The following is a 22,983-nucleotide window of genomic DNA, read 5'->3' as shown; positions in this document are numbered from 1 at the left end:
CCCCTTTGGCAGGGGTGTGCAACGAAGACGAGCGGATCGTCACGCGATGTTTACGCGCGACACTAGCCCGTAACGGGATCGCTGAGTGCCTCGGGGCCGAATTTGAGTAGCACGGCAAACTGCGCCGCGTCGATGATACGCAGGCCTAATTCCTCCGCTTTGGTCAGTTTCGAACCGGCACCCGGTCCGGCTGCAACAAAGTCGGTCTTCTTCGACACGGTCGATGCCGCCCTGCCCCCTGCCGCGATGATCGCTTCAAGTGCGCCCTCCCGCGTGAACCCCTCGAGGCTCCCGGTCGCGACGACGGTCACACCGGACAGCGGCCCTCCTGCAGCGACGGCCGCGCCGGGACCCGCGTGACCGGGAATGCTCAGCTGCATCCCGGCATCCGCCCACCGATCGATGATCTCGACGTGCCAATCGACAGCAAACCAGTCGATCAGGGAATCGGCAATGATTATGCCGACGCCATCCACGGCCGCCAGCTCCTCGCGAGTCGCGGCCCTGACCGCCCCGACCGAACCGAAGTAGGCGGCGACTGCACGGGCAGCGACCGGCCCCACGTGCCGGATGCTCAGCGCCACCAGGATGCGCCACAGGTCTTTGGTCTTCGCCAGTTCGAGTTCGGACAGCAGCTTGGTCGCCGCAGAGGACGGCACCGATGCGTCATCACCCGCGAACTCGGACGCGTTTGCATCGAAAGCCGGATCAGCACCCTTTCCCACTTTTTTGCGCTTCTTGCGGTAGGGCGTTTCGGTGCGCTCGGATCCATCCGGATTCAGCTTGATCAGCCCGGTCTCGTAGTCCCTCACCCGCACGGTGATCGGGAAGATGTCACGCAGCGTCAAGGAGAAGAGCCCAGCCTCGGTCACCAGGGGCGGGTGCAGCGGTACATCGGGCTGGGTGAGTGCGGATGCCCCCACCTCGCCGAGCCCCTCGATATCCAACGCACCGCGACTGCCCACATGCTCGACCCGGCCGCGTACCTGGGCGGGACAGCTGCGAGCATTCGGGCAACGCAGATCCACATCGCCCTCTTTCGCCGGCGCGAGCAGAGTGCCGCACTCGGGGCAAATCGAGGGCATCACGAATTCACGCTCGGTGCCGTCACGCATTTCCACGACCGGACCGAGCACCTCCGGAATAACATCGCCGGCCTTGCGCAGCACCACGGTGTCGCCGATCAGCACGCCCTTAGCCTTGACGACATCCTGGTTATGCAGAGTTGCCTGGCGCACTACCGACCCGGCGACCCGCACCGGTTCCATCACCGCAAACGGGGTGACCCGGCCGGTGCGGCCGACACTCACTACGATGTCCAGCAGCGTCGTATTGACCTGCTCTGGCGGGTACTTGTACGCGATCGCCCACCGGGGAGCACGACTCGTTGCTCCCAGTTCGTCATGAAGCTCGAGCTCGTCGACCTTGATCACGATGCCATCGATCTCATGTTCGACACTGCCGCGATGCGCGCCGTAGTACGCGATGAAATCAGCCGCTTCCGCTGCGGTCTCAACGACGCGGTAGTGGGTGCTGGTCGGCAGTCCCCACTGCTTCAGAAGCCCGTAGGTTGCCGACTGGGAGCTTACGGGCGCTTCATTTCCCATGCGAGGCTGCGCCCACGCACCGATGCCGTGCACCAGCATGTTCAGCCGACCGAGCCGTTTGTGCATCCGCGCCAGCTGCACAGCGGACTTTTTCTCTGCCACCTGGCGCAGGCTGCCGGATGCTGCATTGCGAGCGTTTGCGAACACCCGCTCCCCCGCGGCCACCTGGTCGGCGTTGAGCTGCGCGAAAATCGCGGACTCGAAGAAGACCTCACCGCGCACCTCGACAATCTGCGGATGCCCCGAGCCTGCCAGCTTTGTCGGAATCACCTTCACAAACGCGATGTTTTCCGTGACGTCTTCGCCGACCACCCCGTCGCCCCGGGTTGCAGCAGAGGTGAGCAGGCCGTTCTCATAGCGCAGGTTGATCGCCAGTCCATCGATTTTGAGCTCGCACAGGTAGTCGATGTGGCGGCCAGCGTTGCGTTCGACTTTCACCGCCCATTCGGCGAATTCCTCGAGTGAGAAGACGTTGTCGAGGCTCAGCATCCGCTCAGCGTGGCGCACCGGGGCGAAGAGTGTCGTCTCGGCACGGCCACCCACCATCTGGGTCGGCGAATCCTGGCTCTGCAACTCCGGGAACAGTCGCTCCAGCTCCTCGAGCCGGTGCAGCATCCGGTCGTATTCCTCGTCGGCTACGAGCACTTCGTCGCGCGCGTAGTAGGCATCGCGCAGTTCGAGCACGCGTGTCGTGAGCTGGCCGGCCTCCTCGCCGGCCTGCTCAAGAGTCAGGTTCTGCGCGCTGGTGAGATCGGGGTTGGTCACCCCTCCAGCTTAGGTTCGACGGCTGAGCGACCGCACCCGGAGTGGCTCAGCTCACTGGCAGGGCAACTGCGGAGACGGTGCGGTCAATCGTGCATTGCCCGAGCACCCGGGTGCCGAGATACAGCACTGCGGTCTGGCCGGGCGCGACGCCGTTGAGCGGCATGTCCGGGCGGATGACGAGCTCACCATCCCGAAGCACCGCAACCGCAGGGACCGGGTCGGCATGGGCACGGATCTGCACGTGGCAGGCGAACTCAGTGTGGGGGTCTGCGGGCGCGCGGCCGGCCCAACTGTACTTGGATCCGGCGACCACGGCAAGATCCAGCGCCTCTTTCGGACCGACAACGACAGTGTTGCTCGACGGACGAACCTCAAGGACGAAGCGGGGACGGCCATCCGGTGATGGCACGCCAAGATGCAGACCTTTGCGCTGGCCGACGGTGAACGCTGCGGCTCCGTCGTGGCTTCCAACCACGGATCCATCGCGCTCGAGGATGACCCCAGCTTCTGCACCAACTCGATCGGCGAGCCAGCCGCGGGTGTCGCCGTCCGGGATGAAGCAGATGTCGTGGCTGTCCGGCTTCGTCGCCACGCTGAATCCGCGCTCGGCAGCCTCCGCACGAACTTCCGCCTTGCTCGGCGTCGCCCCGAGCGGGAACATGCTGTGCGCGAGCTGTTCCGCCGTTAGCACCCCAAGCACATAGGACTGGTCTTTGGCCCAGTCCGCAGCCCGGTGAAGTTCGCGGTTGCCATCGTCGTCGGTGCGGATACTGGCGTAATGACCGGTGGCCACGGCGTCGAACCCGAGGTCGAGCGCCTTCTCGAGCAGCGCCGCAAATTTGATGCGCTCGTTGCAGCGCATGCATGGGTTCGGGGTGCGACCCGCGGAATACTCGGCGATGAAGTCGTCGACCACATCGAGTTTAAATCGCTCGGAAAAGTCCCACACGTAGTAGGGAATTCCGATGATGTTGGCTGCTCGCTGCGCGTCCATCGAATCTTCGATGGTGCAGCATCCGCGAGCTCCGGTGCGGAGGGTTCCGGGCATCCGGCTGAGCGCAAGATGCACGCCAACGACCTCGTGACCGGCTTCGACCGCGCGCGCTGCGGCGACAGCGGAGTCGACCCCTCCACTCATCGCCGCCAAAATCTTCATGGCCTCCAGTGTAGGTGCGGGGTGCGGAGCCACTCCACAGAACGGAGCCGCGACCAACCGGGCAGGATCGGAGCAGCGACTAGCTTGGCAGGTCCGGGCTGACGAGCTGTAGCTGGATCACTGACTGCCCGGCGACCCTCGGGTCCCCGCTCAGCTGCAGGAGCCAGGAGATATTGGGCTTGCTGTTGCTCAGGAGCGTGACCAGGTGCACGCCGGTTGCGTCATCGGAGGACTCACGCTGGGTCCACCCCGAGGCTTCGATTTTCTGCACCATCGCCTTCGAAATGGCGACCGGATCGTTGGTGGGGTCGAGCGAAATGATCCGCAATACCCCGTAATAGGACCGGGAAGAGGCCGTCGCTGGCACCAGCTGTTCGGTATTGGCGACGTTCACAACGATCGACGCCGGGAGCAGAGACACAATCGCGTCTGCGAGCCGCACGGTCTCGGTCTTGGCGACAGCACCGGTGAAGTCATCGGGAAACACCGAGGTGAGCGCTGGATCCGCCGGTACGCTCTGCGTCGGCGTCGGCATCGGCTTTGGCACGTCGGAGGAGGAACATCCGGCCACGGCGAGCAACAGCACGAGGGATGCGCCAGCAATCGCCGAACGAGCGCGCTTACGCATCAATACCGGACACACCAACGCCGACTGGTCGCAGCGTGACGTCCCGGTCGCTCAGACCTGCCCGACTCGCTCGGGCGACAGCCTGCGGCAGCGCCTCGAGGAACGTGTCGATGTCGGCGTCCGTGGTGGAGTGTCCAACGGTGACCCGCAGGGCGCCGCGGGCATCCACTTCGCTGAGTCCCATGCCGAGCAGCACGTGGGATGCCTCCGGAATTCCGGCCCGGCAGGCCGAGCCGGTACTCACCGAGACGCCGGCGCTGTCAAGGAGGAACAGCAGCGAGTCTCCCTCGCAGCCGGGAAAAGTGAAATGCACATTGTTGTCCAGCCGTGCGACAGAATCGGGGTCACCACGCAGAACCGCCGACGGCACGGCTGTGCGTACGCCGGCGATCAGGCGGTCGCGGAGAGGCGCGAACGACGACACCGGATGCTGCGCCGCGACACCGAAGGAGATCGCGGCGGGTACATCCTGGGTGCCTGATCGCACATCACGCTGCTGGCCCCCGCCGTGGATCAGAGGCACGACCACGGCCGACCGGTTGAGAACGAGGGCGCCTATGCCCTGTGGTCCGCCGATCTTGTGCGCCGAAACGGAGAGCGCCGCGAGGTTGGTGGCAGCAAAGTCGATTGACACGTGACGATACGCCGAGATCGCGTCGGAGTGCACCGGAACCCCGTGGCGGGCCGCAAGTGCAGCCACCTCGGCGACCGGCTGCACCGTACCGACCTCGTTATTGGCCCACAGCAGTGTCACGAGGGCGACGTCGTCGTGTTCCTCGAGCAAACGAGCGAGCGCATTCAATCTCACCCGGCCGAGTTCGTCGATCGGCACCCACTCGATCACAGCGCCAGCGTGGCGTTCGAGCCATTCGACTGTGTCGATCGTTGCATGGTGTTCGCCGCGAGGCACGAGGATCCGCGGGTGAGTGCCGCCCGCGTTTCGCGCCCAGTACAGCCCTTTCACCGCCAGATTCACCGCCTCGGTTCCGCCGGACGTGAAGACGATCTCGATCGGATCGCACCCCAGCGACTCGGCGACACGCTCGCGCGCCTCCTCCAGCATCCGCTTGGCGTTTTGGCCCTGGGAGTGAATGGATGACGGATTGCCGACGAGTGAGAGGGCCGTCGTGTAGGCCGCGATCGCCGCCGGCAGCATGGGGGTGGTGGCGGCATGGTCGAGATACACGGACACGGGCGACACCCCCAGTTTCGTTGACCCCCGATGGCGTTGACTCCAGCTGGGTTGACGCCGCAGGTTGCGCGGCATCCGGGCCTCTACTCTAGAACGCATGCCTGTGACCGATCCGACCGCCGATCTGCTGAGCACCGCGGTTTCGCCGACCGGTGATGCGCAGAGTCGGCCAAATCCGCTTCGCCACCTCGGCGTGCGGGCGACGCCCACCGGCGGCGCGCTGCGGGTCTGGTCGGCAAGTGCCACCGCTATCGAGCTCTGCATCTTCGGAAGCAAAGATCCGACCTGGGTCGCCGAAAGCATCCAGTTACAGAAGGATGCTGACGGCGTCTGGTCGGGCATCTCGCCAGGCCTGGTGGCTGGCACCCGGTATTCACTGCGCGCGAGCGGACCCAGCGGTGCGACCCATCGGTTTGATTCCGGTATTCACCTGATCGATCCCTATGCCCGTGGGCTGGCCCGCACGGCGTCGGGTGAGTGGCGAAGTTATGTGCAAGATGACGAGTTCGACTGGGCCGGAGCCACTAAACCCGCCGTGCCGCTCGACCATACCGTGCTCTACGAGGCCCATGCTCGGGGTATTTCGAAGCTGAACCCGGCCGTGCCGGAGGAGCTCCGCGGCACCTATGCCGGACTCGCCCACGACTCGGCGATCAATTACCTCAAGGATCTCGGTGTCACGACGATCCAACTGTTGCCCGTGCATCAGTTCGTGAGCGAACAGCGTCTCATCACCCAGGGCCTCAGCAATTACTGGGGCTACAACACTCTAAATTTCTTCACCCCTCACGCTGCGTACGCCAGCCGGGACGCCCAGTTTGGTGGCACCGGCGCTGTGCTGCGGGAATTCAAGGGCATGGTCAAGCTGCTCCACGAGGCTGGGCTCGAGGTCGTTCTCGACGTGGTCTATAACCACACCGCCGAAGAGGGTGCGACCGGTGTGACTACCTCCCTGCGCGGTCTCGACAACGCGTCGTATTATCGGCAGGATTCCGCGGGCAGCTACATCGATGTGACCGGATGCGGCAACACCGTGAACTTCGCACTGCCGGCCGCGCAGCAGCTCGTGCTCGATTCTTTGCGGTACTGGGCAAACGAGGTGCAGATCGATGGTTTTCGGTTCGATCTCGCTGCGACTCTCGGGCGTGACGAACGGGGTGATTTCGACCCGCATCATCCGCTGATCGAGGCGATCGTTTCCGATCCTCAGCTGCAGGGCGTGAAGATGATCGCCGAACCCTGGGACGTGGGGATGGGCGGCTGGCAGGTCGGCAACTTTCCTGAGCCGTGGTCGGAGTGGAACGACGACTATCGTGACCGCACCCGCGATTTCTGGCTCACTGATATTGCTGCGGCTCGCGCGAACGGGGTAGCACCGATCGGCATCGGTCCGTTCGCTTCGAAGCTCTCCGGCTCTAGGGGCGTCTTTTCTCAGGAGCGCGGGCCGCTCGCCTCTGTGAACTTCGTCACGGCGCACGACGGCTTCACCCTCGCAGATCTCACTGCCTACAACCACAAGCACAATCTCGGAAACGGCGAAAACAACCGTGACGGTACCGACAGCAACCACTCGTTCAACTATGGGGTGGAAGGTCCGACCCACGACCCGATAATTCTCTCCGCGCGCGAGAAAGCCATCCGCAACCTGCTCGGCACCCTGCTGCTCTCTGCTGGCTTACCGATGATCACAGCCGGCGACGAATTCGGTCGCAGCCAGCGAGGGAACAACAACGCCTATTGTCATGACAGTGAGCTGACATGGCTACCGTGGGAGCGTGAAGATTGGCAGGACGAGCTGCTGCTGGTCTCACAGAAGCTGCTGAGACTGCGGCGGGAAAACCCGGCACTGCGCCCGAGCCGCTTTGGAATCTTCGGCGAGACTGTGCCGTCGGCAACCCAGATGGACTGGTTCAACAAAGAGGGCCTCTCGATGTCGATCGAGGATTGGGACTCACCGAAAGAGCGCACGCTCCAGTACCTCGCGGCATCCACGCCCGAGTTCGAGGAGTTCAATCGCATCCTGCTCATCGTGCACGGACTGGAAGCGCCCGAGACCGTGATCCTTCCGCATCACGACGGAGTGACATCCTACGAACTGCTCTGGAACAGCGCTGACGACACTGCCGCCCACGGCGCTCACGACACTGCCACCGTCGAGATGCACGCGCCCGGTTCGCAGCAGATTCTCGCGCCAGCCTCGATGCAGTTGTTTCTCGCACACTCATCGTGACCGCCACCCCCGCCACTGTCGCCCTCGCAGCTCTGGGCATTGCCTTTATCGAACATGGCTACGCGCATGACACGGCGAACACGAGCTTTGGTTTGGAGGCAGCGACCGTGCTCGGCCTCGAGCCAGCACGGGTGTTCAAGACGCTTGTGGCGGATGTCGATGGCACTCTCGCCGTCGCCATAGTCCCGGTATCGGGCATGCTCGATCTCAAGACCTTTGCCAGCGTGCTCGGCGCAAAAAAAGCAGTACTGGCTGACCCAGCCATGGCAGAGAGGCGCACGGGATACCTGGTCGGCGGCATCAGTCCGATCGGTCAGAAGACCCTGCTGCGCACCGTGCTCGACGAGACCGCAGAGTTATTCGACACGGTGTTCGTCTCCGGGGGGCGTCGCGGGTTCGACCTCGAACTCGCCCCGCACGACCTGATTCGGGCGACCACGGCTGTGGTGGCATCGATCGCACGAAACTGAGTGCGTGGCCACGGCGCACTGAAAGCTACGAGGCGACCGCGATCAGCCCCAGTTCCGCCGAGCTTGCCAACAGCGGATGTCGCGGCACAACCCGCACGTTGTATCCGAAACTGCCCGCACGTGACAGCGTCACGGTGCCGGCGAACTGGGCCAAGTGGTCGCCGACGCTCGGTGAGGGAACGAGTTCCACGCTGTGCGGGTTCTCCAGCCGATCGTTTTCGCGCGCGCGGCCGTAGACGACCTCCACCGAGACATCCGCTGGGGTCAGCCCGGCGAGGTTGACGTGAGCCCGCACGTGCAGTTCGTCGCCGACCTGCGGAACGGCATCCACTCCCCCGGACTCGACGTGCGTGACCGACACCTGTGGCCAGGCCGCGGTCACCCGCGACTTCCACGCGGCCAGGGCGCGCGCAGGCGCGAACCGCTCGGCCGAGATGGTGCGGTGGGCGGCAGCGGATGGCACGTACAGCCGCTGCACGTACTCGCGCACCATGCGGTCGGCGGAGAGCTCAAACGAGAGCGTCGACAGGGTGTGGCGGATGGACTCCACCCAGCGCGTCGGCACCCCGTCGTCGCCCCGATCGTAAAACCGCGGGGCGATCTGGTGCTCGATGAGGTCGTACATGGAGTTCGCCTCGAGCTTGTCGCGCTCGGCGGAGTCCCCGGCGGAGTCGGCACTTGGGATGGCCCAACCGTTTTCCTCGTCATAGAACTCGGCCCACCATCCATCCAGAATGGAGAGGTTGAGCGAGCCGTTCAGCGCCGCCTTCATGCCGGAGGTGCCGCAGGCCTCGAGTGGACGAAGGGGGTTGTTCAGCCAGACATCCGTTCCCGGGTACAGCAGTTGGGCCATGGCGATGTCGTAGTTGGGCAGAAAGACCATTCGCTTGCGGATCTCCGGCTCCTGCGAGAATTCCACCAGCTTCTGGATGAGGCGCTTGCCCTCGTCATCGGCGGGATGTGACTTGCCGGCGATCACTATCTGCACCGGGTGTTCAGGAGAGAGCAGGAGCGAGCGGAGGCGCTCGGGGTCGTGCAGCATCAGCGTGAGGCGCTTGTAGGTGGGCACGCGGCGGGCGAACCCGATCGTGAGCACGTTCGGATCGAGCAGCTGGGAGAACCAGGCCGGGTCGCGGATGCCGGGATTCTGTTCCCCCCAGGCCGCCGAGACGCGCGCGCGGGCATCTGTCACGAGCTGCTGCCGCATGCTGTTGCGTACAGACCACAGGTCGGCGTCGCTGACCGCTTCGGATGCCCAGTCGGCGGTCGTCGTGTCTGAGGTGCCGAGGCGGTCGCGGGCCAGCGCCACGAGTGCGGGGTCGGTCCAGGTTGGGGCGTGTACGCCATTCGTCACCGACGTGATCGGCACATCATCGGCATCGAATCCGGGCCAGAGCGCACCGAACATGCCGCGACTCACCTCGCCGTGCAACTGGGACACGCCGTTGGCGCGCTGTCCGAGACGAAGGCCCATCACGGCCATGTTGAAGGTGTCGTCCGTTCCGCCCTCGAAGTTCTCGGCGCCGAGTTGCAGCACGTCGTCGACTGAAACCCCGGGAAGCAGGTCGGTGGAGAAGTACTGCCGCACAAGCGAGGAGTCGAAGCGATCGATGCCAGCCGGAACCGGCGTGTGCGTCGTGAACACGGTGCCAGCGCGAACCACCTGCAGCGCCTCATCGAAGGACAGCCCGTCGCCGATCAGATCGCTGATGCGCTCGAGCCCCAGGAATCCAGCGTGGCCCTCATTGGTGTGATACAGCTCGGGCGCATCCGCATCCGTCAGCTCGGTGAGCAGCTTGATCGCCCGCACACCACCGATACCGAGCAGGAGCTCCTGCAGCAGGCGATGCTCTCCGCCGCCGCCATAGAGGCGATCGGTCACCGAGCGCAGGGCATCCTCGTTCTCCGGGATGTCGGTGTCGAGCAGCAACAGGCGGATGCGTCCGACCGCGACCTGCCAGATGCGCGCGTAGAGCGCTCGGTCGCCGGGGAGTGCGAGGGCGACCTGGGCCGCCGAGCCATCCGGATGACGCAGCACCGACAGCGGGAGCCCATCCGGATCGAGCACGGGATAGGACTCCTGCTGCCAACCGTCCGGTGAGATGGATTGGGCGAAGTAGCCAGAACGGTAAAAGAGCCCGACACCGATGATCGGCACGCCGAGGTCGGAAGCGCTCTTGAGGTGATCGCCGGCGAGAATACCGAGACCGCCAGAATACTGCGGCAGTGCCGCAGCGATGCCGAACTCTGGCGAGAAGTAGCCGATCGCACTCGGTGCAGCCTCGGTCACCGTCTGCTGGTACCAGCGCGGCTCGGTCAAGTAGGTGTGCAGGTCGCGCCCCAGCTCCGCGACGCGCGCGACGAAGTCCTGGTCGGCAGCGAGCTCGTGCAGGCGAGCCGGCTCGATCTCACCGAGCAAGCCGATCGGATCGTGTTTGCTCGACTCCCACAGCTGCGGAGAAAGGTCTTCGAACAGGCGTCGGGTCGGAAGGTGCCAGGACCAGCGCAGATTGGTGGCGAGCTGCTCCAACGGTGCAAGCACATCGGGGAGCACGGTACGGACGGTAAAACGACGGATGGCCTTCACCGTAATACCCTAGGTGCAGAAACTGGGCGTTCGAATCCATGGCCGCAGCGGTTCGACGCGTACCGCGGGTTCAGGCCAGCAGTCTCGGGGAGAAATTAGGAAGAGATTACTGGGCTGAGCCGCTACGGTCGAGGGGTGACGAATGTCTACGAACCCAAAATGGGCCGCATCCCGATTCGCGCCCTCGCCCCCCAGCAGCCCGACAACAATTGGCCGGCCAAAGCCTTCGCGGGCGAGGTGGTGCCATTCCAGGCGACTGTATTCGCCGAGGGGCACGACATCCTCGGGGTCGATCTGCTGCTGTCCACTCCGCACGGCGTGCAGTCGAAGTATCGGATGCGCGAGGTCGGGCTCGGGCTCGATCGATGGGAAGTCGAGGTCTTACTCGACCTGCAGGGCACCTGGGTCTACAGCGTGCAGGCGTGGAGGGATGACTGGGCCACGTGGCTGCACAACGCCGAGATCAAGATTGCGGCCGGGATCGACGTGAAACTCATGCTGTTGATGGGCATGGACCTTCTTGCCCGTGCGGTGAAAAGCGCCCCGACAAACAAGATTCTGACGGATGCTGCGAAGCTCATGGGCACCAAAAGCCTCGCACCCGGAGCTCGGTTCGACGCGGCGCTCGACCCTCGGGTGACCGCGGAGATCGAGAAGACCCCGCTCGCGAGTCTCACCACCCTGAGCCTCCCACTCGAGGTTCGCGTCGAGCGCACCAGAGCTGGCTCGGGCAGCTGGTACGAGTTCTTCCCGCGATCAGAAGGAGCAAAGCAGGCTTCCGACGGCAGCTGGAAAAGCGGCACATTCCGCACCGCCGCCCGTCGCCTCCCCAACGTCGCCGGCATGGGCTTCGATGTGATCTACCTTCCGCCGATCCACCCGATCGGTGTGAGCTTTCGCAAGGGCCCGAACAACACCCTCAATCCGGGGCCGAACGACCCGGGTTCCCCTTGGGCTATCGGGTCGAAGGACGGCGGACATGACGCCATCCATCCCGATCTCGGCACCGTCGAGGATTTTGAGGCCTTCGTCGATACAGCGAAGAAGAACGGCCTCGAGGTGGCCCTCGATCTCGCGCTGCAGTGTTCGCCCGACCATCCGTGGGTCACCGAACATCCGGAGTGGTTCACCACCCTTCCCGATGGGTCGATCGCCTTCGCGGAGAATCCCCCGAAGAAGTACCAGGACATCTACCCGATCAACTTCGACAACGATCCCATCGGAATCCGCACCGAGGTGCTGCGCATCATCCGCTACTGGATCGGGCTCGGGGTGACCATCTTCCGGGTCGACAACCCGCATACAAAACCCCTGCAGTTCTGGGAGTGGATGCTGCACCAGGTGGGCTCAGAAACTCCCGACGTGGTCTTTCTCGCCGAGGCATTCACCCGGCCAGCGATGATGTACGCCCTCGGACAGTCCGGATTCCAGCAGTCCTACAGCTACTTCACCTGGCGCAACACCAAGACCGAACTCGAAGAGTTCTTCACCGAGATCTCCCACGAACACTCGGCCTATTTCCGCCCGAATCTCTTCGTCAATACCCCGGATATCCTCACCGAGTTCCTGCAGTTCGGAGGGCCGCCGGCCTACAAGATCCGCGCGGCGCTCGCGGCCACCGCCTCACCGAACTGGGGCGTCTACGCCGGTTATGAGCTGTATGAGAATGTTGCACGCGCCGGTTCTGAAGAAAACATCGATAACGAGAAATACCAGTACAAGGCCCGGGATTTCGGCGCGGCCGAGGCAGCCGGGCGTTCGCTTGCGCCGTACATCACCCTGCTGAATAAGATCCGGGCGGAACATCCGGCCCTGCGCCAGCTGCGCAATCTCGACATCCACTGGAGTGATGACGAGTCGACACTCGTCTACAGCAAGTACCTCGACGGCTCATTCACCCGCTCCGGGCGTGGTGACGCGATCATCGTCGTGGCAAACCTCGATCCGTACTCCGCCCGCGAGTCAACGGTCTTTCTCGACCCCACCCGGTTCGGAGTTGACGCTGACGAGCCGTTCGAGGTGACCGACCTGATCACGAAGCAGAAATTCATCTGGGGCCAGAGGAACTTCGTGCGACTCGACGCCTTCGTCGAGCCCGTGCACATCCTGCGTGTCGAATCCCCGAGAGGCAAATAAATGGCGAACGTACCGGGCGCGGGCAAGTCAACAGGCGGAAAGCCAGCCGACGAGAAGCCAGCCGCCAAGAAGCCAGCCGCCAAGAAGCCCTCGAGCACGGTCCCTGCGCTCCCGTCTCTGCACCCCGATCACATCGCGGCTCTCGTGGAGGGTCGCCACCCCCAGCCGCACCAGACTCTTGGGCAGCATCCCCTGCAGGATGGATTTGTCATCCGGGTCATCCGTACCCTCGCCGATTCGGTGACGGTGATTCGCGCCGATGGCGGCCGCGCTCCCCTCATCCACCTGGCTGATGGCCTCTGGCAGGGATTCATCGCCGGGGCTGGTCAGGCCTACCGGATCGAAACGACCTACTCGAACGGACCGGACTGGGTGGCGGATGATCCGTACCGGTTCGTCTCCTCGGTGGGAGATGTCGACTTGTATCTCTGGGGTCAGGGCCGGCACGAACAGCTCTGGCAGGTGTTCGGGGCGCACTTCCGACCGCACGAGGACGTGGTCGGAACGAGTTTCTCCGTCTGGGCTCCGCACGCGAAAGCTGCGCGGGTGCTCGGAGACTTCAACGGATGGTACGGCCTCGGGCACGCCATGCGCCGACTCGACGACAACGGAGTCTGGGAGCTTTTCGTGCCCGGCCTCACCCCGGGCAGCTCCTACAAATTCGAGCTGCTCACCGCCGACGGGCGCTGGGTGCAGCGCGCCGACCCGATGGCTCGCTACACAGAGATACCTCCGGCGACCGCCTCGGTGGTTGGCCAGACCCGGTATGAGTGGGGGGACTCAGACTGGATGAGTCGCCGAGCTGAGCGGGATCCGCACAATTCCCCGATGAGTGTGTATGAGATGCATGTCGGTTCGTGGCGTCCGGGACTTGACTACCGCTCGCTGGCGGATGAGCTGATCGCCTACCTGCAGGAAACCGCATTCACTCACGTGGAGTTCATGCCGCTCGCGGAGCATCCGTTCGGCGGGTCGTGGGGCTACCAGGTGACCGGCTACTACGCGCCAACCAGCCGCTACGGGCATCCGGATGACCTTCGCTACCTCATCGACCGACTGCACCAGGCCGATATCGGCGTGATCATGGACTGGGTTCCGGCGCACTTTCCAAAAGACGAGTGGGCGCTGGCAAACTTTGACGGGCAGCCGCTCTACGAGCACTCCGACCCCAGGCGCGGTGAGCAGCGCGACTGGGGAACCCTGGTGTTCAACTTCGGCGACTCGCAGGTGCGCAATTTTCTCGTCGCTAATGCGAGCTACTGGCTCGAGGACTTCCACATCGACGGCCTCCGGGTCGACGCCGTCGCCTCGATGCTCTACCTGGACTACTCGAGGGAAGCCGATGACTGGCTGCCGAACGTCAACGGCGGGCGGGAGAACCTTGAGGCCATCAGCTTCCTGCAGGAGGTGAACGCCACCGCGTACAAGCGCAATCCAGGCATCGTGATTATCGCCGAGGAGTCGACCGCATGGCCGGGAGTAACCAAGCCGACGGGCGGTTCCGGCCTCGGCTTCGGCCTGAAGTGGAACATGGGCTGGATGCACGACAGCCTCTCGTACATGGAAGAGAATCCCCTGTACCGCTCGTACCATCACAACGAGATCACCTTCAGCATGGTCTACGCCTTCACCGAGAGCTTTCTTCTGCCGATCAGTCACGATGAGGTCGTTCACGGCAAGGGGTCACTGCTGCACAAGATGCCGGGCGACCAGTGGCAGAAGCTCGCCAATCTGCGGGCGTATCTCGCGTTCATGTGGTCGCATCCGGGTAAACAGTTGCTCTTCATGGGGTCCGAGTTCGGGCAACCGTCGGAGTGGAGCGAAGAGCGCGGGCTCGACTGGTGGATTCTCGACCAGCCGATCCACCGGGGGCTCCTCACCCTCGTCAGCCAGCTGAATCGGGTCTATCGAGAGCAGCCGTCACTGTGGTCGCGCGACAACGATCCGGGCGGATTCGAGTGGATCGATGCCGGCGATGCCGAGCACAACGCCGTGTCGTTCCTGCGCTGGGACAATCACGGCAACCCGATCGCTGTGTTGATGAACTTCGGCGGCAATCCAGTGGGACCATACCGGGTCGGCCTTCCCTTCGCGGGCACCTGGGATGAGATCCTGAACACGGATGCCTCGGAGTATGGCGGCTCGGGAATCGGCAACTTCGGCGCGGTCGAAGCCACCGACACGCCGTGGGCTGGCCGCCCGGCCTCCGCCGAAGTCACCCTGCCTCCGCTCGCCGGCCTCTGGCTCAAGCTGCGGCGCTGAGCCCACCCTGGTGCTCGCGGCTGCGGCTGCGGGTGCAGCTGTCGCAAAGGGTCAACTTCACATCCTCCAGGGCGTTGAGCCCATGCGAAGTTGACACTCGAGGCGGCTTGGCGGGGCGAAGCTAGTAGAGCAGCCCGGTGAGTCGGCGGCGCGCTGCGACGACCCGCGGATCATCGACCCCCGCGATCTCGAAGAAGTCGAGCAGGCGGGTGCGAACCCGATCTTTGCCCGCCTGGTCGAGGGTGGGGAACAGTGTCAGGAGGCGGTCGAACGCGTCGTCAAGGTGACCGCCGGAGACGTCGAGGTCGGCTACAGCCAACTGCGCGTCAATGTCGGTGGGAGTGGCGGCGCCAGCATCCCGGATCTCGGCGGCTGTTGCTGTGCCGAGGCGAGCGAGCAGTGAGACCTGGGCGAGGCCTGCCACGGCGAGCTGGTCGCGAGGATCTTGCGCGATCGCGGTGGTGTATTCGCGGATTGCGGTCTCCAAGTCGCCGGCGGCAATCGCGTCGTACGCCTCCTGGTGGTGCGGGGGAAGTGGTATTTCGGCCGGTTCAGCAGGCTCGGCTCCGGGCTGCGACGGCTCCACCGTGCCGGTGACATTCTGCTGGGCAGCGAGGGTGAGCAGCTGGTCGAGCACCTGCGTCACATCCGCTTCTGGCAGCTCGCCCTCATACAGCGCGATTGGGCGTCCACCAATCACTGCGGCGACGGTGGGAGCCGCGGCCGCATGAAACGCCTGGGTGAGCTGGGGGTTCGCTGACGCATCCACTGTTACGAGGACAAGACGCCCGCGGTACGCAGTGACCGCGTGGATGAGCGTGGCCGAGGGCTCACCGACGTAGAGTTCCACAACCACCGGCACCGTCTGCGAGAGATCGAGGATCGCGGTGAAGGATGCGTCAGACGATTCGACCACCAGTGATGGCACCGATTCAGCGGGGCCAGGTGCGGGCGCAGGCGCCCCGGTTGCCGGACGCAGCAGCGAAGACAGATCGACAGCACCGCGCAGGTTGGCGCGGCTGGCGGGGGGAATCGAGGTCACGGAAGCTCCTTAGCTGAGATGAGACCGGTCGCGAACCCGAGCAGCATTATCTTCTGATTGCTCGTCGTGCTCGGTACGTAGAACAGCAACTGGTCGCCGTAGATTGCAACCGTGCCTTTGGTGGACCCGGTGACGCCGGAGAGCGACTTCACCTGGCCCTCGGGATTCACTGCAGCGCCGGCTTCGACGGGGGTTACCGTCACGGTTTCATTGAGATAGACCGCAACGATGGCACCGGAGTCGTTGCTGCCGATTGCGATGCTGTCGAACGGACCAACCGAGTTAGCGAATTCCATCTTTGCGTTTGCCGGGAGGGCCGCCTGCAACGACTTGCGGTACTCGACACCGATCAGGCCAATGAGCTTGTCATCGGCGGTGTCGAAATACTTCGACGACGCGCTCGTTGGCCCCTTCTCCAGAATATCTCCGTAGGCGAGAGCGACCGCGGACGGTTTGAGTTCGAGCAGCTTGCTCTCGGGGTCGAGACGGGGTGCGCCGACCTCCTTGGCTGCCAGCTTGGGCAAGACCACTCCCGCTTCGAGGGCCGTCGCGTACTGCACCTTGTAATCGGAGCGGGGCGTCTTCTGCTCGAGCATCAGTCCCACCGGAGGAATCTTCTTGTCGGTGGGGTTCTGCACCACGACAAAGACGACGCGCGGCCATTGATCGGCCTTCTGCTGCTGCGGAAGGATCACGGTCGCGTTGCCGGCCGGGATGGCCGCGAGCGCGGCCTGGGTGCCATCCACTTTACGAATGGCATAGTTCGCCGCACGGAGGTCGAGCGCAGGCCCGTCGAAGCGAGTCTTCGCCAACTCGAGATCCATATCCGCATCCGCCTTCTCCGCGACCGCTGAGATTCGCGAGAGAATCACCCGCAGTTGAGGACTGGTGACCGCGGGAGGGGTGTCATTGACTATCGGGGCCGTGGCCGATGGTGTTGGAGTCGCGGAGGCCGCCCCTGACCCAAAGTCGGGCCAGGACGAGGGTGAACATCCGCTCAGTGTGAGACCGCCAATAAGCAGAACCGGCATGATCGCCACCATGCGACGCCGATTCGACCGACGGCTACCGCTCGGTGCGAGAGCCTTCGGCTTGCGCGGTCGGTAGCTGCGCTGGCGTGGCACCTTCGGCATCTTCGGCGTCTTCCGGCGCGGTCCGCGCGACCTGCGTAGGTGAGCAAGACCCCACAAATACAGGGCGAGCCCGATGATGAGAAGCACGATGCCGCCAACAACGAGAGGACCCGACCAGGGCGTGCGATTGTCGAGCGGCCAGCGGATCGACAGGTTGCTCGGGGCGGCGCTGGTGCCGTCAGACACGATGATCACCGAGATTCCGTCGGGGACATTGACCGTGAAATTGAGGGAGTTGGTCGTGCTGTACTCGTCGAGCCACAGATCGGAACCCTGAGGAGTGGGTACGGAAGAGGCCACTCCTGCGATGAGGCGCGAGGTGAGTGTCGACTTCTCGCGATCAAAACCCACGCGGTTGTACTGTGCGTCGCCCACCCACGCCAGCACGTCTTCGGTGCGGCCATAGGCCGCAAAAATCTTTTTCGCCCCACCGATCTGGATCTCCTGGCGACCGGGGAGGGCTTTGAGCGTCGAGGAGTTGATGATGGTGACCGGTGCGGTGGTCGTGAAGGTCTCCGAGGCGGTGATGCTGTCGGCTTCGGCGAGCACAGTGCGTTGGGCGATACCGTAGGCGATGAGCCCGAAAGCGATCACAAAACTGATGATCGCAGCGATGAAACGCACGTTGGTTACTCCTCTCGTGTTGCCGTGGGCGACCGGCGGTCGGCATCTCCCGCGACATCACTCCCGTAACTCAGCCGCCTCCAGCGCAGGAGCGGCGGAGGGCGACATCGGGTGACGCCAGGAGGCCCGGGGACCGAATAGAAAGTCCCGATGGCAACAGGCAAAGACGCTCAACAGTAGCCTAAGGACGCTGAGAGCTGCCTCACTGTCACCGCCGATAGCCGGTGAACATGGCGTTCCAGCAGCTGAATCGGACCGGCGTGCCGCGTGGCTCTCAGGGTAAACTCAGATGGTTCCTGCCGGCGCCTTCCTGCGCGCATGGGCCAAAATCACTCCCGAGGAGACAGCGTGGCCACCGATGACGAGACTTTCACCACGGCGATGCGGGGCTACAACCGCGACGAGGTGGACAGTGCGATCCAGGACCTGCGACGCGAACTGATCAAAGCCAACAGCGACAAGGCAGAGGCCTCAAAGGAACTCAAGCGCCTCCACGCAACGGTCGATGACCTCCAGGCGGAGATCGAAGAAGCCGGAAGCCCGACCTACAGCGGTCTCGGGACCAAGCTCGAAAATACCCTCCGCGTCGCCGAAGAGCAGTCGACGAGACTCATCAGCCAGGCAGATATCGATGCCGAGAAACTGCGCAGCGGTGTTCAGGCTGAGGTGACACGGCTCCGCGCCGACGCGATGGAAAGCGCTGAGAAGAGCGTTGCCGACGCGCACGCTACGGTTGGCCGCATCCTCGACTCGGCCAATTCCGAAGCAGCCGAACTCCTCGAACGCACGCGCTCAGCGGCCGAAACAATGTCGCAGGACGCCCTTCGCGACGCCGCTGCAATCCGCGGTGCCGTCGCGACGGAGGCTGCGGAAGCCCGCACGACCGCGAAGCGTGAATCTGCTGCGGTGCGCTCTGAAGCAGAGCGTGAGGCCGCCGAGCTGAAGGCGGTTGCCAACCGTGAAATGAGTGAGGCGCGGGATGCCGCCGCGGCACTTGCCAGGGAGACCGAGCTCGGTCGAACCGAGTTCAGCAGTGAAGCCGAGAAGCAGTGGGGGGACCTGGCTCGCGACACGGAGCAGCAGCGCACCGATCTGGAACGAGACACCGATGCCGTCCGCAGCGAGCTCGCGCTCTCTGCAGAGGCGCAGCGCGCGGAACTCGCACGTGAGATCGACGAGGCGCGCACCGCGTTCGAACTCGACAGCGCCGAAAAGCTCAATGTTCTCGAGAGTGAGACGGCGGATGCTCACAACGCCCTCGCGCGCCGCACCGCCGAGACCCGTGCATCACTCGAGCAGCAGACCACAGCCACCCGCATCGCGCTCGAGCAGGAAACTGCCGCTGCCCGCACAGCTCTCGAGCAGGAAACCGAGGTGAGCCGGGTCGCGCTAGAGGAAGAGACCGAAGCCGCCCGTGCCGCTCTCGAGCAGGAGACCACTGCAGCCCGCAATGCCCTCGCCCTCGATACCGCCACGACCCGCGAGACACTCGAGCAGGAAACCGCCGCCGCGCGCGCCGCACTACAGCAGGAGACCACCGCATCCCTCGCCACAGTGCAGCAGGATCGCGCAGCCGCAGCCGCGACCATCACTCAGGAGGCGAAGGCTGCCACGGCAACGCTGGCCCTCGAATCGACCCGCGCTCGTGCTGAACTGTTGCAGGAGACGACCGAAGCGCGCTCACAGCTCAACGTCGAACTCACCGGAGCTCGATCGATACTCGAGCACGACGTCGAGGAACAGCGCACCAACATTTCTCGCGAAGTGGAGCAGTTGCGCGCAGACATCACGCGCGAAGTTGAGCAGACTCGTGCGTCGCTCACCCATGACACCGCCGAGGCACGCACCCGCCTCACCCTCGACTCGGAGCAGGCACGCACCGATCTGGACGTCGAGTTGACAGCACGTCGGGACGAAGCGGAGAAGGAGTTCCTGACCAAGCATCAGGAGGCCGTCGCCCAGACCCAGAAGTATCTCGAGGAGGCTCAGGCCCAGCTTGCGGAGGCGGTTCGCATCACCGCTGAGAAGCGGGTCGAAGCCGACGCGATCGACGTGGACTCGAAAGCGGATGCCCGGGAGCTTCGGGACCGGTCTGGCACCGAAGCTGCGGAGATCCTCTCCAATGCCGAGGCTCGCGCCAGGGCAATGCAGAAGGATGCCGAGAAGCGCAGCGCAGACCTCGTCGCGGATGCCGAAGAGCGACTCTCCCAGATTCGGATCGAGCGCGAGGCCGTGGCTGGTTACTTCGAGAGTCTCCGGACGGTACTGTCTCAGGCAGAGAAGGTTGCCACCGATCAGTAACCTCCGAGTGCTACGGGAGTTGCCGTGAGGATGGAACAGCAGTGAAGATCCAGAACGCCTTTCGACTGGGGCTGCTGGGTGGCCTCGGGGTGCTGGTCGCGGTCGGCATCGGCAGTGCAGTGGCGTCCCTGTCGACGATTCTGACCTACATCGGGGCGGCCTTGTTCCTCGCCCTCGGGATCGATCCGGCTGTCTCGTGGCTCGAGCGACACCGGTTTCCCCGGCCGCTGGCGATTCTCGCCGTGCTCATCGGCGTCCTCGGCGTCTTCGTCGGACTGATCTTCGCCGTCGTACCGGTCATCGTCGACCAGGTGAATAATCTCATCGCCAGCCTCCCCGACTTCATTGCAACGGTCTCGCAGGCAAACTGGATCAAAGACACCCAGAAGAACCTGCCGGTCTGGATCAACCTGAACGACCTGATAACCCAGTCCGAGAGCTGGTTGCGTAATAACGTCTCCACCATCGGCGGCGGCCTCCTGTCGGTCGGCGTCGGCATCGCAAGCGGTGTGACGGGGTTTGTGATTATTCTGATCCTCACCCTGTACTTCGTCGCGTCGCTCTCGAGCATGAAGCGGGGGCTGTACCGTCTCGTCCCGGCCTCAAAGCGGGCGAGCTTCTCCGATATCGCCGAACAGATCACTGCCTCGGTCGGGCGTTACGTAATCGGCCAGGGAACCATCGCCCTTGCAAACGGTGTCGCGAGCTTCATCTTCCTGTCGATCGGTCAGCTGTTCGGTGCAAAATACCCGGCTCTGTTTGCCTTCATCGCCTTCCTGTTCGCTCTCGTGCCGCTCGTTGGCACGCTGTCGGGCAGTGTGCTGATCACCCTGAGCACACTGCTACTTGCCGGCCCCGGCCCCGCGCTTTGGGTTGGGATCTACTACGTGATCTACATGCAGATCGAGGCATACGTGATCAACCCACGCGTGATGACCCGCGCGGTGAAGGTACCGGGGGCCATCGTCGTCATCGCCGCGCTTGCTGGCGGGGCGCTGCTCGGTATCCTCGGAGCGCTCATCGCCATTCCGGTCGCGGCCTCAGTGTTGCTCATCATCGACCAGGTGGTTGTCCCGCGGCAGAACGAACTCTGATCCGCGTCAGCGTGGCGGGGTGGGCGGCCAGATCTCGGGCAGAGGGATCGCTGTCGGGTTGAGCCGCTGCACCACTTCAGTGAGCACCCGACGCGTCTGGGACTCCCCCACCCAGAGGTGTTTACCACCCTCGACGGCAACCAGGTCGATCTCGGGCACGAGGGCAAATCGCTCACGTGCTTCTGCGGGGCGCAGATAGTCGTCCAACTCGGGAATGATCGCGACCAGGCGCCTACCGCTGCCCGCCCACGCGGCGATCTCGTCATCCGTCGCGCGATGCAGAGGCGGCGAGAGGAGGATCGCCCCGTCTATCCGGTGCTCCAGTCCATACGTGAGCACGACCTCGGTGCCGAAGGACCAACCGAGTAGCCACGGATGCGGCAGACCGCGCGCCTGTACCAGCTCCATCGCCGCCGCGAGATCATGCCGTTCGTCGACTCCGCCACCAAACGAACCACCGGAGGTACCCCGCGGCGAAGACACGCCGCGGAAGTTGAAGCGCAACACTGCGAGATCGGCGAGGGCTGGTAACCGCCCAGCCATCTTGCGAATAATGTGCGAGTCCATGAAGCCGCCGGCTGTCGGCAGCGGATGAAGCGTGACGATTGTCGCCACCGGATCCCGGTCGAGCGGAACTGACAGCTCGCCCACCAGAGTCAGTCCGTCCCGGGTGTGCAGCTCTATGTCTTCGCGTCGGGCGGGCAGTTCAACTGCACCGCGGATCAGGAGGCCCGTCATGTGATCTTCCAGCAGTGTGGATGCCAGTGCCGACGGGCCGCGAGATCTTCCGCCTCGCCCATCAGCCCATCCGCCCGCCACGCAACAAGATGTGACGTCCCCGGTGCAATCTCGAGGCTGCAACCCGGACAGATATAGGTCTTGCTCGCCGATGCGGCCGAGACCGATTGCACGTTCCACTGTCCGTCACGTCGGGACACGCTGAGGCGACTGCCAAACAGAGCGCGGGTGACGTCGTAGCCCTCGTTCGCACCGTCTGCGGAACGCGATCCACGGCGGCGGTTGGAACGGGGCATGCTCCCACCCTAAATGAGTGTCGACGGATGCAATCGCACCGCGACCCGCTCTGGCTTCTTAGTACCAGCCTGCAGACTGGCTGTGTCCCCATGCGCCGCACGGGGTGCCGTAGCGCGCTTCAATGTACCCGAGCCCCCAGGAGATCTGGGTTGCCGGGTTAGTGGCCCAGTCAGCACCCGCTGTGGCCATCTTCGACCCCGGAAGCGCCTGCGGGATACCGTAGGCACCGCTGGGATTAGCAGCGTAGACGTTCCAGCCTGATTCACGATTGAACAGAGCGACAAGGCAGGCAAACTGGTCTTCTCCCCAGCCGCGGGCGAGAACCATATCGTGGCCGATGGCCTGTGCGGATCCCGGATCGGGTATTCCGACCGCCGGAGCACCAGCACCGACCGCAATGACCGGTTGGACTTTTTTCTTCGTGACTTGGTAGCTGTCCCGGGTGACTACTGCGGCCGTCACATCCGCTATTTCCAGCTTTTGCAGATCGTGCTGTGCAACCTGGGTGAGGGCAAATGAATTTTGTGCCTGGTCGGGTGCGATCGTCAGCGCCAGAATGAGGCCGGATGCGGCCAGGAAGGAGAAGATCGGAAGCAGACGCCCGGTGCGAATCCGGTGTCCCTGAGCAGCCACCCCGACCCCGCGTGACGCGGCCCGGGGAGAAAGATGCTTCGATCGCCTACCCATAGGTGCCCAACTGTAGCCCACGGATCGACAAAAA

At 64.2% G+C, this 22,983-nt stretch carries 16 protein-coding genes; 6 read left to right on the top strand and 10 right to left on the bottom strand.

Annotation, left to right across the window (positions count from 1 at the left end; genetic code table 11):
• Positions 1-62: 62 nt before the first annotated feature.
• From ligA to IWX88_RS03420, 4 genes are all read right to left on the bottom strand, one after another.
• Positions 63-2,372: an NAD-dependent DNA ligase LigA gene (ligA, locus tag IWX88_RS03435; RefSeq protein ID WP_196827171.1), complete on the bottom strand. Its 2,310-nt coding sequence runs from the start codon at positions 2,370-2,372 to the stop codon at positions 63-65.
• 46 nt (positions 2,373-2,418) lie between these two features.
• Positions 2,419-3,528 carry a tRNA 2-thiouridine(34) synthase MnmA gene (mnmA, locus tag IWX88_RS03430; protein WP_196827169.1) on the bottom strand — a complete coding sequence of 370 codons (1,110 nt, stop codon included), beginning with the start codon at positions 3,526-3,528 and terminating at the stop codon, positions 2,419-2,421.
• Between the two features lie 79 nt (positions 3,529-3,607).
• Positions 3,608-4,159: a hypothetical protein gene (locus IWX88_RS03425; protein WP_231368747.1), complete on the bottom strand. Its 552-nt coding sequence runs from the start codon at positions 4,157-4,159 to the stop codon at positions 3,608-3,610.
• Positions 4,149-5,348, bottom strand: coding sequence for a cysteine desulfurase family protein (locus IWX88_RS03420; RefSeq protein ID WP_196827165.1), 1,200 nt, complete (start codon positions 5,346-5,348; stop codon positions 4,149-4,151). Before IWX88_RS03420 ends, IWX88_RS03425 begins: the two co-directional genes overlap by 11 nt.
• Positions 5,349-5,445: 97 nt before the next feature.
• On the opposite strand from IWX88_RS03420, the gene glgX reads away from it, so the two are divergent.
• Positions 5,446-7,578 carry a glycogen debranching protein GlgX gene (gene glgX / locus IWX88_RS03415; RefSeq protein WP_196827163.1) on the top strand — a complete coding sequence of 711 codons (2,133 nt, stop codon included), beginning with the start codon at positions 5,446-5,448 and terminating at the stop codon, positions 7,576-7,578.
• Positions 7,572-8,048, top strand: a complete 477-nt coding sequence (ybaK, locus tag IWX88_RS03410; RefSeq protein ID WP_196827845.1) for a Cys-tRNA(Pro) deacylase — start codon at positions 7,572-7,574, stop codon at positions 8,046-8,048. The genes glgX and ybaK overlap by 7 nt, the downstream gene beginning before the upstream one ends.
• A gap of 25 nt (positions 8,049-8,073) precedes the next feature.
• Here ybaK and glgP read toward each other — a convergent pair whose 3' ends face one another.
• Positions 8,074-10,635, bottom strand: coding sequence for an alpha-glucan family phosphorylase (gene glgP / locus IWX88_RS03405; protein ID WP_196827161.1), 2,562 nt, complete (start codon positions 10,633-10,635; stop codon positions 8,074-8,076).
• A 159-nt stretch (positions 10,636-10,794) separates the two neighbouring features.
• Between glgP and IWX88_RS03400 the strand changes: the two genes are divergently transcribed.
• A complete protein-coding gene (locus tag IWX88_RS03400) occupies positions 10,795-12,771 on the top strand; it encodes an alpha-1,4-glucan--maltose-1-phosphate maltosyltransferase (protein WP_196827843.1) in 1,977 nt (658 codons plus the stop codon).
• Entirely contained in the window at positions 12,772-15,033 is a 2,262-nt protein-coding gene (glgB, locus tag IWX88_RS03395; RefSeq protein WP_196827159.1) for a 1,4-alpha-glucan branching protein GlgB, read from the top strand.
• A gap of 121 nt (positions 15,034-15,154) precedes the next feature.
• On the opposite strand, the gene IWX88_RS03390 is transcribed toward glgB, so the two are convergent.
• Together IWX88_RS03390 and IWX88_RS03385 are read right to left on the bottom strand one after the other, a co-directional pair.
• Positions 15,155-16,075, bottom strand: coding sequence for a tetratricopeptide repeat protein (locus IWX88_RS03390; protein WP_196827157.1), 921 nt, complete (start codon positions 16,073-16,075; stop codon positions 15,155-15,157).
• Entirely contained in the window at positions 16,072-17,832 is a 1,761-nt protein-coding gene (locus IWX88_RS03385) for a hypothetical protein (protein WP_196827155.1), read from the bottom strand. Before IWX88_RS03385 ends, IWX88_RS03390 begins: the two co-directional genes overlap by 4 nt.
• Positions 17,833-18,180: 348 nt before the next feature.
• On the opposite strand from IWX88_RS03385, the gene IWX88_RS03380 reads away from it, so the two are divergent.
• Both IWX88_RS03380 and IWX88_RS03375 read left to right on the top strand, forming a co-directional pair.
• Positions 18,181-20,133, top strand: a complete 1,953-nt coding sequence (locus IWX88_RS03380; protein ID WP_196827153.1) for a DivIVA domain-containing protein — start codon at positions 18,181-18,183, stop codon at positions 20,131-20,133.
• Between the two features lie 41 nt (positions 20,134-20,174).
• A complete protein-coding gene (locus IWX88_RS03375; RefSeq protein ID WP_196827151.1) occupies positions 20,175-21,227 on the top strand; it encodes an AI-2E family transporter in 1,053 nt (350 codons plus the stop codon).
• Positions 21,228-21,233: 6 nt separating this feature from the next.
• On the opposite strand, the gene IWX88_RS03370 is transcribed toward IWX88_RS03375, so the two are convergent.
• Genes IWX88_RS03370 through IWX88_RS13760 form a run of 3 tightly spaced genes read right to left on the bottom strand, consistent with a single transcriptional unit; the run spans position 21,234 to position 22,949 of the window.
• On the bottom strand, positions 21,234-21,965 hold the full coding sequence (locus IWX88_RS03370) for an alpha/beta hydrolase (protein ID WP_196827149.1): 732 nt from the start codon (positions 21,963-21,965) through the stop codon (positions 21,234-21,236).
• Entirely contained in the window at positions 21,962-22,261 is a 300-nt protein-coding gene (locus IWX88_RS03365) for a hypothetical protein (RefSeq protein WP_196827148.1), read from the bottom strand. Before IWX88_RS03365 ends, IWX88_RS03370 begins: the two co-directional genes overlap by 4 nt.
• Before the next feature lie 58 nt (positions 22,262-22,319).
• Positions 22,320-22,949, bottom strand: coding sequence for a transglycosylase SLT domain-containing protein (locus IWX88_RS13760; protein ID WP_231368745.1), 630 nt, complete (start codon positions 22,947-22,949; stop codon positions 22,320-22,322).
• Positions 22,950-22,983 lie beyond the last annotated feature (34 nt).

This window comes from Frigoribacterium sp. CG_9.8 (assembly GCF_015751965.1).
Taxonomy (GTDB): Bacteria; Actinomycetota; Actinomycetes; order Actinomycetales; family Microbacteriaceae; genus Lacisediminihabitans.
This window is presented reverse-complemented; position numbering and strand designations above follow the sequence as displayed.